Raw genomic sequence first — 15,848 nt, 5'->3', positions numbered from 1 at the left:
TTTTTGTTATGAAATTCGTTTTTTTTATAATCCAAAAGTTAATGAAAATACTAAACTAGAATTATCTCTATCTACTGTTGCTCTATCTGTTAAACCTACTTGGTATAATTTCATGCTTTCTGAATATTGCGTATTAACATAAGCAACATCAAATTTTAAAGCCCCGAAATTATATCCAATACCTGCAGAATAACTATTAACATCGCTATAAGTTTTTTTGTCTTTGTAAGGACTATCTTGATAATGGTATCCTGCTCTAAGGCTTAAATCTTTAATTCGGTATTCCCCTCCAATTCTGTAAGTAGAAACAGCGCCAAGTTGTTCGCTTATAATATCATTTTGTGTGCTGAAATAAGAATTAGTACCGTCTGAATCGAATTTTGTATTACCGAAATCTTTGTAGCTATAATCAAAGCTAATTAATCCGGATTTCCCTAAAACAGTTGCAGCACTAAGGGCTATTTTACCTGGAGTTCTAAGATCGTATTCAGGATATACATTTACAATATCTGGGTTGATATTGATATTTTCATTAGTTTGTACTATATGGGTTCTTATGCGTTGAGTATTCTCTTCTTCAATACTGTACCAAGTGGGAGTATCGTAGGTTATACCTACTCTAAACATATTGTTTATTTTGTATATTCCTCCAATTTGGGCAGAAAATCCATTTCCATCTGTGCTTAATGTATTTTCAAAAGCTATTTCATCGACTTTACTATTCTGATTTATATTTCTTTCGTAAAACCTTGTTGTTTTATCGAAATTAATAATGTGACTATTTAAGTTTATTCCTAAATATAATTTCTTCTGAAATTCGGTAGAAAAATTAAAACTTAATTTTCCATTTACACCTGTGCTTAAATAGGTGTAGTCTTGGCTAAAATTATTACCAAATATACTGGAGTTATAATCAATATTGTTATTGTCTAATTCATCTACTGGGTTAATAATATAACCTTCGTAACCTAAATATGCTTGTTGAGCTCCAAAACTTTCGTTTTCTCCTAAATATCTATATAAATCAGAAATAGATTCTCCAGACTGTGTTTTTAATAATTTCAGAGGAACTCCTTGTGCATAATCTAAAAAATACTGGTCTATTGAATTTGGGCTATTTCCAATTGCTGAAAAATTATCATCATAATTATTAGATTTTGCATAATTAACTCCGAAACTAAATTTATTCCAATCGTTATCTGAATTTTGAGCATTAAAAATGAATGAAGCTCCAGCTTGATTCAGGTTAAAGTCGTTGTCAGATTTTTCAGTCTCGCCATTATAATAAGTAGTATTATTTTCAGTTGAAAGATTGGAAAAAGATATGTTCGCGGAACTACTTAATAAAACAGAAGAACTGGCAGGATTTATAGAAATAGCAGATACATCTCCTCCTAATGCTCCAAAAGCACCACTCATAGCTTGAATTCGAGCACTTCCTTTAGTGTCTGTATTTCCATATCGAAAAGCATCTGTTATATCTTGTGCTTGTAGACTTAGGCAGCCTAAACTAAATGTAAGTAATAAAACAATTTTTTTCATAATTATAAAAAACGTGTATTAATTAAATAACCCTTATTTTATTTAATAAGGGTTATTGTTTTTTATTGTAAAGTATTAACGTCCTCTTCCTCCTCTTGAACTTCTAGAACTACCCGTGCTACGGCTACTACCAGAAGAACTCCTTATTGAGCCTGAACTTCTATTACTTCTTGATGAACTCCTAACCGAACCTGAGCTTCTGCTGCTTCTAGAGTAAGATCGGCTAGATTGAGTACGAGTAGGGGTAGAGGATCTTGTACGATACATATTATTATTTGAAGAACTTCTTCTTACTGAATTGGAACTTCTACTGCTTCTTGTATAAGTGTTGTTAGATCTTGAAGAGCGGCTAGATCTAGTATAAGTAGGTCTATCATTATTACTTCTTGCTACACTACTTCTAGAAGATGATCTACTAGATCGAGTTCCATTTGAAGATCTAATTTCTCGGATTCTTCTAGAATATGAAGAATTTCTACTGGATCTAGATCTTGATGTCATATTTGATCTTGTACCTCTAGAATATGCTCTTTCATTTCGATATCTAGTATTGTATGCGTAATGATTAGCATAGTAGGGATTATTGTAATGGTGTCTGTAATATCTAGGATAACCATACCAGCCTCCTGTATAATACCAAGGGCTATAAAAATTATTCCAACCATAACCATAGCCATAGTAAGAAGGTCCTCCCCAAGAAAATCTCCAGTTCCAACCAGAATTCCAGTACGGATCCCAATAATCGTATCCATAATACCCATATGAGGTATAAAATCCGCCATATCTTGGACCTAAGTTATTATTGTAAATATTTATAGTGTAGCTGTCCGGATTTTCACCCCATGGAGCATAGGACCCGTTGTAAGCTATTTGAGAATCGTCATTATAAGTATCTTTTTCATAACCAGTGTTAGAAGAATAACCATCAATATTTGTAAAGACAGTACTATCTTTTTCTAAAGCAGCATTAATCATGTTTGACTGTTGAGCGAAAAGATTTTTATAATAACTACTAGCCTCATTCAATTTCTCTTGACGAACTGTATTAGCATTTCGAGGTACCTCTCTATTATTTTGCGTGCGGTTAGCAGGTGAAGCTTCTCCATAAATCCCATCACTACTATAACCTGAATATTGGTAAGAACCACAAGATGCTAATAATAGCAATAATGCCGGAGAAAGAAAGGCATATAATTTTTTTGATAATTGATAATTGCGTATCATTAGCGATTAATTAATTGTTGAACATTACAAATTTAGTTAGTTTTGCGCTAACTATAATTGTCGAATTTGTACTATTTAAAGTACAACTTTTATGCCAAATAAACTAATGGGTAAGAATTTAACTAGCAGAGAACAAGACTATTCGAAATGGTATAATGAATTGGTTGTAAAAGCCGATTTAGCTGAAAACTCATCAGTTAGAGGTTGTATGGTTATTAAACCTTACGGCTATGCTATCTGGGAAAAAATGCAGGCACAGCTAGATAAAATGTTTAAAGAAACTGGGCATCAAAATGCTTATTTTCCATTATTTGTACCGAAAAGCTTATTTGAAGCTGAAGAAAAAAATGCAGAAGGATTTGCTAAAGAGTGTGCTGTAGTTACTCATTATCGTTTAAAAAATGATCCTGACAACAAAGGAAAATTAATTACAGATCCAGAGGCTAAGTTAGAAGAAGAACTAGTAGTTCGTCCAACTTCAGAGGCAGTTATTTGGAACACGTATAAAAATTGGATTCAGTCATATAGAGATTTACCTATTCTAATAAATCAGTGGGCCAATGTAGTCCGTTGGGAAATGCGAACTCGTCTGTTTTTAAGAACATCAGAGTTTTTGTGGCAAGAAGGGCATACTGCTCATGCTACAAAACAAGAAGCACTGACAGAAACAGAACAGATGAATACTATTTATGCTGAATTTGCCGAGAATTTTATGGCAACTCCTGTTATAAAAGGATCCAAAACCGAAAATGAACGTTTTGCTGGTGCTGTTGAAACATATTGTATAGAAGCTTTAATGCAAGATGGCAAAGCACTTCAAGCTGGAACATCACATTTTCTTGGGCAAAATTTTGCTAAAGCATTCGATGTGAAATTTGCCACTAAAGAAGGTGGTTTGGAACATGTTTGGGCAACTTCTTGGGGTGTTTCTACACGTTTGATGGGAGCTTTAATAATGACGCATAGTGATGATAATGGATTAGTTTTGCCTCCAAAGTTAGCGCCAATTCAAGTAGTGATTGTTCCTATTTATAGAAAAGAAGAACAACTCGATCAAATCTCTGAAGTAGCTAATAAATTAGCGGCAGATCTTAGAAGTCAAGGAATATCTGTTAAATACGATAATAGAGATACTCATAAGCCGGGTTGGAAATTTGCACAATACGAATTACAAGGTGTGCCAATTCGATTAGCTATAGGACCTAAAGATCTTGAAAAAGGTACGGTTGAATTAGCGAGAAGGGATGCCCTAACAAAAGAATTTGTAGAGCAGGATTCAATAAGTACAAAAGTTCCTAAATTGCTAGAAGAAATTCAGACTGCTTTATTCGAAAAAGCTAAAAAATTCAGGGATGAACATATTACTGAAGTAGATAATTTTGATGATTTTAAAAAAGTTTTAAAGACTAAAGGCGGATTTATTTCTGCACATTGGGATGGTACTTCGGAGACAGAAAATAAAATCAAAAGCCTTACAAAAGCCACTATACGCTGCGTTCCTTTCGAAGGAAAGGAAGAAGAAGGTGTTTGTGTGTTAACCGGAAAACCGTCTGTTAGACGAGTTCTTTTTGCAAAAGCATATTGATTTTTAATTTTTTTTGAAAAAAATTTGCGGCACTTAAAAAAAGTTGTATTTTTGCATCCGCAATTGAGATAAAAAGAATTGTTGGTCCGTTCGTCTAGGGGTTAGGACGCCAGGTTTTCATCCTGGTAACAGGGGTTCGATTCCCCTACGGACTACACATTTTTTAAAATATTAATTAAATTAATTGTAATGGCAAATCATAAGTCAGCGTTAAAGAGGATCCGTAGCAACGAGGCTAAAAGGCTTAGAAACCGCTATCAGCATAAAACCACAAGAAATGCAATTAGAAAGTTGCGTTCTTCTGAGGATAAGAAAGAAGCAGAGACTCTTTATCCATCTGTAGTTTCTATGATTGATAAATTAGCCAAGAAAAATATTATACACGCTAATAAAGCTTCAAATTTGAAATCTAGTTTAGCTAAACATATAGCTACACTTTAAGAAGTTAGTGTTCAATTTATTATAAGAATGCTTCTTGATTTTAAAAGTCGAGAAGCATTTTTTGTTATAAAGTTTTTTAAAAAACGGACAAACCTGTTAGTGTTGTTAGTCGTTCTAAAGCTTTCATTCCTAATTCAGAATTTCCTTTTTCGTTAAGAACCGGGCTCCAAACGGCTACCGCATATTGTTGTGGGTGAATAGCTGCAATACCACCACCAACACCACTTTTTCCCGGTAGTCCTACTTCAAAACTAAATTCTCCAGATTCATCATAAAATCCGCAGGTTTGCATTAAAGCATTTATACGTTTTACTGTGCTCGGGTTTAATATTTGCTCTCCGCTGTTAGGAATTACGCCTTTGTTAGCATACATAATAAAAGCTTTTGCTAAGTTTCGGCAAGACATTTCTAGAGAACAGGAATAGAAATAAAAATCAATAATTTCATCTACATCAGATTTAATATTTCCAAGTGCTTTCATATAATTGACTAAGGCTATATTTCTATAACCAGACTTTAGCTCAGATGTAGCTACTTTTTCATTAAAATCTATAGAATTATTGTCGGTTATTTTTCGAACAAAATCAAGTAACTCTTTCTTTGGGTTGTCTAGAATATTTACCAAAATATCGCAAATTACTAATGCACCAGAATTAATAAAAGGGTTACGAGGAACTCCTTTATCTTGCTCTAATTGCATTAATGAATTGAATGGATTCCCAGAAGGTTCTACATTTACACGTTCCCAAACTTTACTACCTATATGTTTTATAGCTAATGAAAGTGTGAAAACTTTACTGATACTTTGTATAGAAAAATTTTCTTCGTGGTCTCCAAAGCCATAATTATTTTTATCGCTACAATAAATGTGCATCCCAAATTTTTTAGGATCTACTTTAGCGAGTTCCGGAATATAAGAAGCTACTTTGCCGCTTACATCCCGATAGCTCATTTCTTCTTGAATAGTTCCGAGAATTTTTTCAAAGTCAACCATTTAATTCAAATCTTTTAAATTTGTTCCGGAAGTTACCTCAATAGGAGTTTGTCCGGTTTTAAATATTCGAGCTGATAGTTCTCCTCTTAAAAATACATCATCCCCCTCTAAAGCTAACCAACTTCCTTCTCTAAGTCCCACAACTGGCTGCGAGTTAAAATGATGAAATTCATTAATACGCGTTTCTCGAGTTTCTCCTTTGTGTGTAGAATTTAGATCTGGATCCAAATAATGTGGATTAATATTAAAAGGTACTAAACCTAAAGTTTGAAAAGATTTTGGATACACAATAGGCATATCGTTAGTAGTTCCCATTGTTAATCCGGCAATATTAGTACCAGCACTTGTCCCTAAATATGGCGTTCCATTTTCTACTTTTTCTTTTAAAATAGAAATAATGCTATTTCTGTATAATTCAGAAACTAATAAAAAAGTATTTCCCCCACCGGTAAAAATACCTTCAGCTTTTTTTATTGCTTCAATTGGATTTAGAAATTCATGAATTCCTTTTACGGATATTTCAATAGTTTCAAAAGCTTTTTTTACTCGATCGGTATATTCTTCATGGCTTATTCCTCCTGGGCGGGCGTAAGGTATAAAAACAATCTCTTTACAACCTTTATAAAGATTAGGTAATTCAGGTAATATGTACTCTAAATAATCCTGATTATGGAGGGTAGACGTACTAGCTAAAATCACTTTTTTCATAGATCAATTTTTTAGTAAAAATATGCAAAACTGCTTTTTAACAAAAGTTTAGAGTCGGTTATCTGATAAAATCTATTGTGTGGTGTTATCTTAATACAAAAAGATTACGGATTATGTGTAAAAAAATAGTTTACTGTTTAGCATTTTTAATTTTTCCATATTTTATTCAAGCTCAGTCTGAGACACGACAAGAAATTTATGGGGCTATAACTGTTCCGGAAAGCGATGATGCTTCAGGAATTACTGTATTTAACGAAGCAACACACCGCGGAACTATTTCTACTGAAGATGGAACTTTTAAAATAAAAGCTAGAATAAGCGACAGAATCGTTTTTTCTTCTGTTCAATTCGATCAATTTTCAGTATTAATTACAGAAAAAATAGCAAAAAGTAAGATTTTGAATGTAGATGTACATGTTGCTGTAAACAATCTGCCGGAAGTTACTGTTTCTCCAAACAAACTTTCCGGGAATATCGATGTTGATGTAAATAGAATTAAAATAACAAGTCCGGAATTACCTGATGCTAATACTAAAACATTACCGCAAAACCCACCAGAAGTAAAACCGGAATCAGTACCAATAAGAAATCAAGCACGATTATCTTCACAAACTTGGTTAGTAAATGGACTTAACTTGAAGAATATTTTTAAAGTAGCAACAGGTAATTTTGATAAAAAACACACCGATTTTCGTAATATTCCCTATGAAGAATTAGATGATGAATTGAAAAAAATGTATGCTACCGATTTTTTTAGCGAAAGCTTACATTTAAAACCTAATCAGGTTAACGATTTTATATTTTATGCGGCTGACAATGGGTTAGATGGAAAAATGCTTATCAAAAAAAATGAATTAGAAATTCTTCAGTTTTTAATGCAAAAGCGAAAAGATTACGAGCAGTTTTTAGACGAAGAGCCTGAAGCTCTAAATTAAAAATTTGGAATAATATGTAATTTTTCGATGTTTTTGAAGTTATTGTAAAAGGAAGTTTATGTAAGATTCAGGATTCAATGTAATTTTTGGTAAACTTCCGATAATTCATCAATCGTATGCATCGCCAATTTTTGATCTTAGGATTCTTATGCTTAATTTCTAGGTATACAAATGCTCAGGAAATTGTTGTAGAAGGTAAAATAGTTGCCAACTCTCTAAATGCCTCAAAAATAAATATTATAAATATTTCTACAGGAATTGGGACAACAAATACAAATTCCGGAGAATTTAGTATTAAAGTTTCTGCGCAGGATACCTTATTATTTTCCTCTGTTCAGTTCGAACGAAAATCTATTATAATTTCTTCTGAAATAATCGAAAATCGATATTTGGAAGTGGTTTTAAAACCTTTAATAAATCAATTAGAAGAGGTTGATATTTCTAAACTATCTGGTAATTTGTCCATAGACAGTAAATCGATTCCTATTTTTGATAAATATGCATTAAAAGCACCAATGTCTACCAAGACTCCACTTAGTAAAGAGGAAAAAATGTTGTATACAGCAACTACCGGGCCTGGTGGAACAAAATTTCATTGGTATTCAATACTCTCCTTGAACGTACCGGTGTTTCCTATATTAAATGCTATTAGTGGAAGAACTGCTAAACTTAAAAAAAGAGTGAAAATTTCTAAAGAAAAACAATTATTATGGGATGAGTTAAATTCTAGAAAGCAATTTTTTATAGAAACACTAAATCTTAGCGAAGATGAATTAGCATTGTTTCAAGAATTTTGTAACGCCAATCCTAGATATTTAGAGTTAGTAAAAACAAATAACAAATTAGAATTGATAGCATTTTATAAAAAACATTCTGTTCAGTTTTTGAAACTTTTAGAAGAATATGCAACCAATAAGGTAACAGATCCAATAAACTATTAATCTATTGAAACAGAAATTATTTGTAGGACTAGCTTGTTTTTTTCTTGTATATACTGCAATGTATGCGCAACAACAAACCAAACTTGAAGGCAAAATTATTGCCGATAGCCTAGATTATACATTTATAAATATTATTAACAAAACCTCGCATAGCGGAACCACAAATGCAGCTGATGGTAGTTTTAGTATTTTGGTGAAAGAAAATGACACGCTTAGTTTTTCTTCGGTACAATATCAAGATAAAGAAGTTGTTATTTCAAAATCGATATTTCAAACTGGTTTTTTAGAAGTAATTTTAGTAACTGGAGTTACTAGCTTAGAAGAAGTTTATTTATCCAATTCAAAACTTACTGGTAGCATTACAACAGATTTTAAAAATGTAAGTATGTACGATAAATATGCATTAGCAGCACCAATGCGTCGTTATGATATGGCACCATTAATCGATCAGAAAATTGCAGCAACTGGAGGAGATCCTTCAAATTTATTATTAAATACAATTTCAGGCGATCGGCAACGGCTTAAAAAAATAAAATCTAATATGGAATATGATAGCCGAATTGAAAAGGCTATTGATTTAGTTTCTGAATCGTATTTTAAAAATGATCTTGAAATCCCGGACGATAAAATAATGCTTTTTTTATACCATTGTGCTGACGATCCGCAATTTGAAAAATTAGTAATAAGTGAATCGTCAATTGAACTTATGCAATTTTTAAAAGAAAAATATCATCAATTTAAAAGCATGTAAAATTATCAACTCATTTACTTCATCGGTATCAATTAAAAATATAATTTTTATTATTTGTGTTTTTTGTTTTCATCAAGCAAAATCACAAGAAGAAAAAATTATTTCGGGTAGAATTACTAACGATTCGTTAGACCAGATGTTTATAAATATCGTAAATATTACCCAAGAGACAGGTAGAGTAAGTAAAGAAGACGGTTCATTTAAAATAAAAGCTTCACTGAATGATAGCATTTTATTTTCATCAGTTCAATTTCAGAAAAAGAAATTAAAAATTTCTGAAGAAATATTGGAAAGTGGCTATTTTGAAGTGTTTTTAGAAAAGGAAATTACAGATCTTGAAGAAGTATACTTAAGTAATAGTTCGTTATCCGGAAATTTAGAAAACGATATTAAAAATATTAAGGTAAAACCATTATTATTTTCTAAGCCTTATAGAAAAAAATTAACAATGATAGATCGGCAAATGTTGGCCTACAGAGGTGGTTTAGGCTTGTTAATTGGTTCTATTACAGGAGACTTAAAAATGCTTAAAAAGGCAAAAGCGAATGGAGAACTAAAAGGTAAAGCTTATCTATTTTACAATGCATTACCTAAAGATATTTTTACCGAAAATTTTGGATTGGAAGAGTGGGAAGTTATTAATTTTATGTATTACTGTGCGCGGCTTAACGATTCTAAGTTGGATAAATTAATAGAAGATAATCGTAAAATTGAATTGCTTGAATATTTTAAGAGCTTAATTCCGGAGTTTAAACAAAAAACTAGAGAAGGAGATGTTCCTGAACTAATAACTATTCCTGAATCTAATTAGATTATAGCCGGAATTGCTGGTTTTGGAGTAATATTTGTTACGTTTACAAAAATTATTAACACGTATGAGAAAAATTATTTTAGTATTGGTGGTTACTTTAGCTTGTACGGCATTTACCAGGCATGCTCATAAATTTTATTTAAGTGTTACCGAAATAGAATATAAACCAGAGAAAGAAGATCTTCAAATAGTTTCTCGTGTATTTATCAATGACTTTCAAGATGTTTTAGAAAAAAGGTACGGAACTGAAATCCGGCTGTCTAAAGAAAAAGAACAAGGTCCTGTAAAGCAATTAATTCAGAAATATTTAAATACTAAATTTCATATTTCGGTAGATGGTAAGCCTATCGATATTGAATATTTAGGAAAAAAATATGAAGACGATCAGTTAGTTTTATTTCTGGAAGGCACTCATTTAAAACCTTTTAAAAAAATAGCCGTAACTAATGCTATTTTAACGGATTTGTTTGATGAACAAAAAAACGTAATAAACGTGAAAATTAATGATGAAGTAAAAAGTATACTGCTTAGGAAAGAAGCAGATACTGATATGTTAAATTTTGGAAATTGATAGTAAACTAGCCGTTAAATTAGTTAATTTTAATCACTTTAAATCAATAAATTATATATGAAAACAGTTAAAACGCTATGTTCTGCGTTTTTGATGCTAATGATTTCTGGAGTAGTGTTTGCTCAAGATACCTCACAAAATCAAAAACAACAAGGGCATACTAACCAAAACAAATTTAGACAGTTATACCAGGAATTTAGGTCCCCAAATGCCTATAGAACAGCTTCTGGTGCTCCTGGTGAAATGTATTATCAAAATATGGCCGACTACAAAATGGACATTGTTTTAGATGATGAGAACACTAAATTATCCGGAGAAGAAACAATTACCTACCATAATAATTCTAAAAACAGATTAGAATATTTATGGTTACAGTTAGACCAGAATATCCGAAAAAAAGATGCTCCAGCTTTAGAGAAAGGCTCTACTGCTATGAGCCCTGTAACTACTCCTGAAAGATTAGCAGATGAGTTTTTAAAGGAGCCTTTCGATGGTGGTTTTAATATCGAAAAAGTAAGTGAAGACGGAAAAGACTTAAAATATACAATTAATAACACCATGATGCGTATTGATCTTCCTGAACCTTTGGAAGGTGGAGAAAGTGTTACATTCTCTGTAAAATGGTGGTATAATATCAATAATCACGTAACAAACCGAGCACGATCTGGTTACGAGCAATTTGATGATGGAAACCGTGCGTACGAAATTGCACAGTTTTTCCCAAGAATGGCTGTTTATAATGATGTAGAAGGTTGGCAAAATATGCAATTCTGGGGAAGCGGAGAGTTTGCATTACCGTTTGGAGATTATGAAGTAAACATTACTGTTCCTGAAGATCATGTAATGGAAGCTACTGGAACACTTCAAAATAGAGATAAAGTATACTCTAATGAGATGATGCAGCGTTACAAAAAAGCAAAAAAATCGTTTAAATCTCTTGTGATTGTTCGTTCAGAAGAAGATGCAATAGAAGCTTCTAAAAATGTTGCCAAGAAAACGAAAACTTGGAAGTATAAAGCAGAAATGGTTAGAGATTTTGCTTTTGCTACTTCAAGACGATTTATACTTGATATGATGGCTGTTAAAATGGCCGATGATAGTGAAGTAATGGCGGTTTCTTTATACCCAAAAGAAGGGAACCCACTTTGGGAAAAATGGTCTACTAGAGTGGTAGCTTCTACTTTACAAAGTTATTCCGATCATACATTTATTTATCCATATCATAAAGCGGTTTCTGTACATGCTAAAAATCAGGGGATGGAATACCCGATGATTTGTTGGAATTACGGACGTCCTGATGAAGATGGAGAATATAGTGATCGTGTGAAATTCGGAATGATGGGCGTAATTATTCATGAAGTAGGGCATAATTTCTTCCCTATGATCGTAAATAGTGATGAACGCCAATGGGGGTGGATGGATGAAGGTATTAATACTTTTGTGGAATATCTGGCTGAACAAGAATTAGGAGAACGCTATCCGGAAGCAATTGAAGGTTACGATCACTTCCCATCAAGACGAGGGGTTCCATCTAAAATTGTTCCTTACATGAGAGGTAATCAAGATTTTATTGCACCAATTATGGCAAATCCAGAAGAAGTTTATCAATTAGGTAATAACGCGTATGCTAAACCAGCTACAGCTTTAAATATTCTTAGAGAAACTGTAATGGGGCACAAATTATTTGATCATGCTTTCCATACCTACTCAAAAAGATGGATGTTTAAACACCCAACCCCTGAAGATTTCTTTAGAACTATGGAAGATGCTTCCGGTGTAGATTTGGATTGGTTCTGGAGAGGTTGGTTTTATACTACCGATTATAATGATATTGGGATAGAAAGCGTACAAAAATATTATGTTACTGATACTCAAACCGAAGAAGGTAAAGATATTTTGGAAAAATACGGCGCTAATCCGGATGAAGTAGATGGTATTTATGTTGTTAAAGAAGGAGATAAGGCTTTTAAAAAAGGAATGGAGGATAAAAATGTTCTTGAAAATTCAGAAAAGTTGAATGCTTATGTAATGGATAATTTTTCTTCCGAAGAAAGACAAAACATGAAAATACCTAAGTATTTTTATCAAGTAGTATTTAATAAGCCGGGAGGTTTAATAATGCCATTAATTGTAGAGTATACGTATGCAGATGGTACTACTGAAATGAAAAGATATCCGGTTCAGGTTTGGATGAAAAATGAAAACGAAGTTGTAAAAACTATAGCAACTGATAAAGAAATTACTAAAGTTGTGGTAGATCCGGATTTGGAAACTGCTGATGTTGATTTAAGTAACAATAGCTGGCCAAAACAGGAAACTCCAAACGAGTTCGAGCAATTTAAAAACAAAAAAGATTAGATTGTCAATATTTAGTTGATAACTTTTTAAGCCGACTTTAACGAGTCGGCTTTTTTAATGCAGATATTTGTAACTATATTTGTTTTTAATATGATAACTATTCTTCCATTTTTTATCAGTGGTGCAGAAATTGGATTCATCATTTTTATTTTGGTGATGGTTTTTGGTGCCGACAAAATCCCCGAAATAGCACGCGGATTGGGTAAAGGTATGCGTATGGTACGTAATGCTTCTGAAGATATTAAAGGTGAAATTATTAAAAGTGCCGATAAACAAGGTATCGATACTAAAAGTATTACCCAAGATGTTCAAGGAGAAATAGATAAAGTAAAGAACGATATCGAAGAAATTAGCGGATCTATAAAACGTAAATTTTAGTAGATATGTTCGATAAGCTAGTGCAATGGGATAGGGAACTATTTGTATATCTCAATGGATTAGGGATCGAAGATTACGATAATTTCTGGATTTGGTTTACTCAAATTAGGCATTGGATTCCTCTTTATATATTATTTTTTGTGCTTTTCTTTTTGGCATTCTCTAAAAAGAAAGCTGTATACGCATCTGTATTTTTATTAATTTCATGGACTATTACTTTTGCACTTACACTCTTAACAAAAAATATAGTAAATCGGATTCGTCCAAATAATAATCCGGACATTAATGAGATTATTAGAATTCTTCAAGAACCTACTAATTTTAGTTTTTTCTCAGGACACACATCTTCTGCATTTGTATTAGTTACTTTTGTAGTGCTAGTACTCCGGAAAACCTATAAATGGATTTGGGCGCTTTATATTTGGGCAATTATGCTTTCGTTAAGCAGAATATTTGTGGGTGTACATTATCCTAGCGATTTATTTGTTGGAGGTATTGTAGGCATATTAATGGCATGGATTTTCTATAAATTATTCCAAAAATACGAATATCGGTTTTATTAATTTTTAACGCGACTCAGGGTAAGACCATCACGAAACGGAAGAATAACCGTTTCCACACGTTCATCTTCAGCTAACATTTTATTATATTTTAGCAATGCTTTAGTAGAAGTGTCATTTCTTTTTACTTCTTCTAATACTTTACCACTCCACAAAACATTATCTGATAAAATTAATCCACCTGGATTCATTTTATCCATAATAATTTCGAAATATTTTGGATAATTTGGTTTGTCAGCATCAATAAAAACAAGATCAAAGTTGAGGTCTAACTCTGGAATTATTTTAGTAGCATCTCCCAAGTGTTGAATAATTTGATCTTTAAATGCTGATTCTTGAAAATATTTTTGCTGAAAGTCAAAGAGCTCTTCATTTATATCTATTGTATGTAATTTACCTCCTGGGTGTAGTCCTTCTGCTAAACAAAGTGCAGAGTAACCTGTATAAGTACCAATTTCCAAAATTTGCTTAGGATTTACCAATTTTGAGATTAGACTGAGGAGTCTGCCCTGATAGTGCCCACTTAACATTCGTGGTTGCAATACTTTTTGATGGGTTTCTCTATTTAGTTTTGCCAAAAATTCCGGTTCTTTTTCAGAATGATTTTCGCAATATTCAATAATACTTTCAGACAAAAACTCCATGGTTAATTTTTCAGCAAAAATACTAAAAATAACCCTCTTTAAAAGAAGTGATTTTCGATTATAGTTCTTTCTAAAACTTTACTACCTTAATTTCTTACATTGTAGTTTCGTAAAACAGCAAATAAGATGAAATTCGAAAATTCTCGAGAATATGCTCAGCAACTAGATAAAAAAGATCCTTTAGGGGTTTATCAGGAGCAATTTATTTTTCCTAAAATTAATGGTAAGAATGTAATTTATTTTACGGGTAATTCCTTGGGTTTACAACCAAAATCAGCTAAAAAATATGTAGATAAGATTATGACTGATTGGGCAAATTTAGCTGTAGAGGGGCATTTTAAAGGAGAAAACCCTTGGTGGGATTATCATCAACGTTTTGCTGAAAAGCTTTCTAAAGTAGTTGGAGCAAAATCTGCTGAGGTTACAGTAATGAATACACTTACTGTAAATCTCCATTTAATGATGGTTTCTTTTTATCGTCCCACAGCAAAACGATATAAGATTATTTGTGAGGAAAAAGCATTTCCTAGCGATCAATATATGATTTCTAGTCAGGTACGATTTCACGGTTATGATCCGTCTGATGCTATTGTAGAACTCAAAAAACGAGATGGCGAACATAATTTTAGAACTGAAGATATTCTGGCAAAGATCGAAGAAGTAGGTCAGGAGTGTGCGCTGATTCTTATTGGCGGAGTAAACTATTATACCGGGCAGGTTTTTGATATAAAAACCATTACTAAAGCTGGGCATAAAATTGGCGCTTTTGTAGGATGGGATTTAACACATGCGGCCGGCAATATCGAATTGAAATTGCATGAATGGGACGTCGATTTTGCTGCTTGGTGTAGTTATAAATATATGAATAGTGGTCCTGGGAATGCTTCTGGTTGTTTTGTGAATGAAAAATATCATAACAAAAAAGATATTCCGCGTTTTGAAGGTTGGTGGGGACATAACAAAGATCGCCGATTTTTGATGGAACCCGAATTTCAGCCAGAAGATGGAGCAAATGCATGGCAAATTAGCAATGCGCCGGTTTTGGCTTTGGCTCCCTATTTAGCCTCTTTACAAATGTTTGATGAGGTTGGAATGGATGCCTTAATTGAAAGGCGAAATAAAATTGTAGCTTATCTCGAATTCATTTTACATGAAATTGATAAAGAAGTTGACAGTTCTTTTGAAGTAATTACACCAGTTAATCAACAAGAACGAGGTGCGCAATTATCAGTTTTCTTGCATGGTGAAGGAAAAGAACTTTTTAATTATTTGATGAAAAATGGAGTGATTACCGATTGGCGTGAACCCAACGTAATTCGGTTAGCTCCGGCACCATTTTATTGTTCTTATGAAGATATGTTTGAATTTGGCCAGATTTTAAAAAGAGGGATTTTGGAATAATATT

At 32.6% G+C, this 15,848-nt stretch carries 16 protein-coding genes and 1 tRNA gene; 12 read left to right on the top strand and 5 right to left on the bottom strand.

Annotated features, from left to right (window positions below; translation table 11 throughout):
- Nucleotides 1-24 precede the first annotated feature (24 nt).
- Both ACN0WI_RS09170 and ACN0WI_RS09165 read right to left on the bottom strand, forming a co-directional pair.
- A complete protein-coding gene (locus ACN0WI_RS09170; RefSeq protein WP_417886415.1) occupies nucleotides 25-1,542 on the bottom strand; it encodes an OmpP1/FadL family transporter in 1,518 nt (505 codons plus the stop codon).
- Between the two features lie 75 nt (nucleotides 1,543-1,617).
- Nucleotides 1,618-2,766 (bottom strand): hypothetical protein, encoded by a 1,149-nt coding sequence (locus ACN0WI_RS09165; protein WP_417886414.1) that lies wholly within the window; start codon nucleotides 2,764-2,766, stop codon nucleotides 1,618-1,620.
- Nucleotides 2,767-2,872: 106 nt separating this feature from the next.
- Between ACN0WI_RS09165 and proS the strand changes: the two genes are divergently transcribed.
- The 3 genes from proS (at nucleotide 2,873) to rpsT (ending at nucleotide 4,792) form a co-directional block, all read left to right on the top strand.
- Nucleotides 2,873-4,351 carry a proline--tRNA ligase gene (proS, locus tag ACN0WI_RS09160; protein ID WP_417886511.1) on the top strand — a complete coding sequence of 493 codons (1,479 nt, stop codon included), beginning with the start codon at nucleotides 2,873-2,875 and terminating at the stop codon, nucleotides 4,349-4,351.
- A gap of 83 nt (nucleotides 4,352-4,434) precedes the next feature.
- Nucleotides 4,435-4,506 (top strand) — tRNA-Glu (locus ACN0WI_RS09155).
- A gap of 34 nt (nucleotides 4,507-4,540) precedes the next feature.
- Nucleotides 4,541-4,792: a 30S ribosomal protein S20 gene (gene rpsT / locus ACN0WI_RS09150; RefSeq protein ID WP_417886413.1), complete on the top strand. Its 252-nt coding sequence runs from the start codon at nucleotides 4,541-4,543 to the stop codon at nucleotides 4,790-4,792.
- A gap of 76 nt (nucleotides 4,793-4,868) precedes the next feature.
- Here rpsT and ACN0WI_RS09145 read toward each other — a convergent pair whose 3' ends face one another.
- Nucleotides 4,869-5,786 carry a glutaminase gene (locus ACN0WI_RS09145; protein WP_417886412.1) on the bottom strand — a complete coding sequence of 306 codons (918 nt, stop codon included), beginning with the start codon at nucleotides 5,784-5,786 and terminating at the stop codon, nucleotides 4,869-4,871.
- Nucleotides 5,787-6,494, bottom strand: coding sequence for a dipeptidase PepE (gene pepE, locus ACN0WI_RS09140; protein ID WP_417886411.1), 708 nt, complete (start codon nucleotides 6,492-6,494; stop codon nucleotides 5,787-5,789). It lies immediately after the preceding gene.
- 113 nt (nucleotides 6,495-6,607) lie between these two features.
- On the opposite strand from pepE, the gene ACN0WI_RS09135 reads away from it, so the two are divergent.
- The 8 genes from ACN0WI_RS09135 (at nucleotide 6,608) to ACN0WI_RS09100 (ending at nucleotide 13,802) form a co-directional block, all read left to right on the top strand.
- Entirely contained in the window at nucleotides 6,608-7,429 is an 822-nt protein-coding gene (locus tag ACN0WI_RS09135; protein WP_417886410.1) for a hypothetical protein, read from the top strand.
- A gap of 116 nt (nucleotides 7,430-7,545) precedes the next feature.
- The gene (locus ACN0WI_RS09130; RefSeq protein WP_417886409.1) at nucleotides 7,546-8,370 is read left to right on the top strand and encodes a hypothetical protein; all 825 of its coding nucleotides are present in this window, start codon (nucleotides 7,546-7,548) and stop codon (nucleotides 8,368-8,370) included.
- 4 nt (nucleotides 8,371-8,374) lie between these two features.
- On the top strand, nucleotides 8,375-9,121 hold the full coding sequence (locus tag ACN0WI_RS09125) for a hypothetical protein (protein ID WP_417886408.1): 747 nt from the start codon (nucleotides 8,375-8,377) through the stop codon (nucleotides 9,119-9,121).
- A gap of 136 nt (nucleotides 9,122-9,257) precedes the next feature.
- The gene (locus ACN0WI_RS09120) at nucleotides 9,258-9,932 is read left to right on the top strand and encodes a hypothetical protein (RefSeq protein WP_417886407.1); all 675 of its coding nucleotides are present in this window, start codon (nucleotides 9,258-9,260) and stop codon (nucleotides 9,930-9,932) included.
- A gap of 64 nt (nucleotides 9,933-9,996) precedes the next feature.
- The gene (locus ACN0WI_RS09115; protein ID WP_417886406.1) at nucleotides 9,997-10,503 is read left to right on the top strand and encodes a DUF6702 family protein; all 507 of its coding nucleotides are present in this window, start codon (nucleotides 9,997-9,999) and stop codon (nucleotides 10,501-10,503) included.
- 57 nt (nucleotides 10,504-10,560) lie between these two features.
- Nucleotides 10,561-12,861, top strand: coding sequence for a M1 family metallopeptidase (locus ACN0WI_RS09110; RefSeq protein WP_417886405.1), 2,301 nt, complete (start codon nucleotides 10,561-10,563; stop codon nucleotides 12,859-12,861).
- Nucleotides 12,862-12,951: 90 nt separating this feature from the next.
- Nucleotides 12,952-13,239 carry a Sec-independent protein translocase subunit TatA/TatB gene (locus ACN0WI_RS09105; RefSeq protein ID WP_417886403.1) on the top strand — a complete coding sequence of 96 codons (288 nt, stop codon included), beginning with the start codon at nucleotides 12,952-12,954 and terminating at the stop codon, nucleotides 13,237-13,239.
- A 5-nt stretch (nucleotides 13,240-13,244) separates the two neighbouring features.
- Nucleotides 13,245-13,802, top strand: a complete 558-nt coding sequence (locus tag ACN0WI_RS09100) for a phosphatase PAP2 family protein (RefSeq protein ID WP_417886402.1) — start codon at nucleotides 13,245-13,247, stop codon at nucleotides 13,800-13,802.
- Here ACN0WI_RS09100 and ACN0WI_RS09095 read toward each other — a convergent pair.
- Complete coding sequence (locus ACN0WI_RS09095) at nucleotides 13,799-14,443, bottom strand: O-methyltransferase (RefSeq protein WP_417886401.1); 645 nt, start codon at nucleotides 14,441-14,443, stop codon at nucleotides 13,799-13,801. The genes ACN0WI_RS09100 and ACN0WI_RS09095 overlap by 4 nt on opposite strands.
- 126 nt (nucleotides 14,444-14,569) lie before the next feature.
- On the opposite strand from ACN0WI_RS09095, the gene kynU reads away from it, so the two are divergent.
- A complete protein-coding gene (gene kynU / locus ACN0WI_RS09090) occupies nucleotides 14,570-15,844 on the top strand; it encodes a kynureninase (protein WP_417886400.1) in 1,275 nt (424 codons plus the stop codon).
- Nucleotides 15,845-15,848 lie beyond the last annotated feature (4 nt).

Origin of the sequence: Zunongwangia sp., assembly GCF_048269745.1 — a bacterium.
GTDB lineage: Bacteria > Bacteroidota > Bacteroidia > Flavobacteriales > Flavobacteriaceae > Zunongwangia.
This window is presented reverse-complemented; position numbering and strand designations above follow the sequence as displayed.

What these genes read in the sequence shown, in the direction of transcription:
- ACN0WI_RS09170 (WP_417886415.1), bottom strand. Translation starts at nt 1,542, where the DNA reads ATGAAAAAAATTGTTTTATTACTTACATTTAGTTTAGGCTGCCTAAGT.
- ACN0WI_RS09165 (WP_417886414.1), bottom strand. Translation starts at nt 2,766, where the DNA reads ATGATACGCAATTATCAATTATCAAAAAAATTATATGCCTTTCTTTCT.
- proS (WP_417886511.1), top strand. Translation starts at nt 2,873, where the DNA reads ATGGGTAAGAATTTAACTAGCAGAGAACAAGACTATTCGAAATGGTAT.
- rpsT (WP_417886413.1), top strand. Translation starts at nt 4,541, where the DNA reads ATGGCAAATCATAAGTCAGCGTTAAAGAGGATCCGTAGCAACGAGGCT.
- ACN0WI_RS09145 (WP_417886412.1), bottom strand. Translation starts at nt 5,786, where the DNA reads ATGGTTGACTTTGAAAAAATTCTCGGAACTATTCAAGAAGAAATGAGC.
- pepE (WP_417886411.1), bottom strand. Translation starts at nt 6,494, where the DNA reads ATGAAAAAAGTGATTTTAGCTAGTACGTCTACCCTCCATAATCAGGAT.
- ACN0WI_RS09135 (WP_417886410.1), top strand. Translation starts at nt 6,608, where the DNA reads ATGTGTAAAAAAATAGTTTACTGTTTAGCATTTTTAATTTTTCCATAT.
- ACN0WI_RS09130 (WP_417886409.1), top strand. Translation starts at nt 7,546, where the DNA reads ATGCATCGCCAATTTTTGATCTTAGGATTCTTATGCTTAATTTCTAGG.
- ACN0WI_RS09120 (WP_417886407.1), top strand. Translation starts at nt 9,258, where the DNA reads ATGTTTATAAATATCGTAAATATTACCCAAGAGACAGGTAGAGTAAGT.
- ACN0WI_RS09115 (WP_417886406.1), top strand. Translation starts at nt 9,997, where the DNA reads ATGAGAAAAATTATTTTAGTATTGGTGGTTACTTTAGCTTGTACGGCA.
- ACN0WI_RS09110 (WP_417886405.1), top strand. Translation starts at nt 10,561, where the DNA reads ATGAAAACAGTTAAAACGCTATGTTCTGCGTTTTTGATGCTAATGATT.
- ACN0WI_RS09105 (WP_417886403.1), top strand. Translation starts at nt 12,952, where the DNA reads ATGATAACTATTCTTCCATTTTTTATCAGTGGTGCAGAAATTGGATTC.
- ACN0WI_RS09100 (WP_417886402.1), top strand. Translation starts at nt 13,245, where the DNA reads ATGTTCGATAAGCTAGTGCAATGGGATAGGGAACTATTTGTATATCTC.
- ACN0WI_RS09095 (WP_417886401.1), bottom strand. Translation starts at nt 14,443, where the DNA reads ATGGAGTTTTTGTCTGAAAGTATTATTGAATATTGCGAAAATCATTCT.
- kynU (WP_417886400.1), top strand. Translation starts at nt 14,570, where the DNA reads ATGAAATTCGAAAATTCTCGAGAATATGCTCAGCAACTAGATAAAAAA.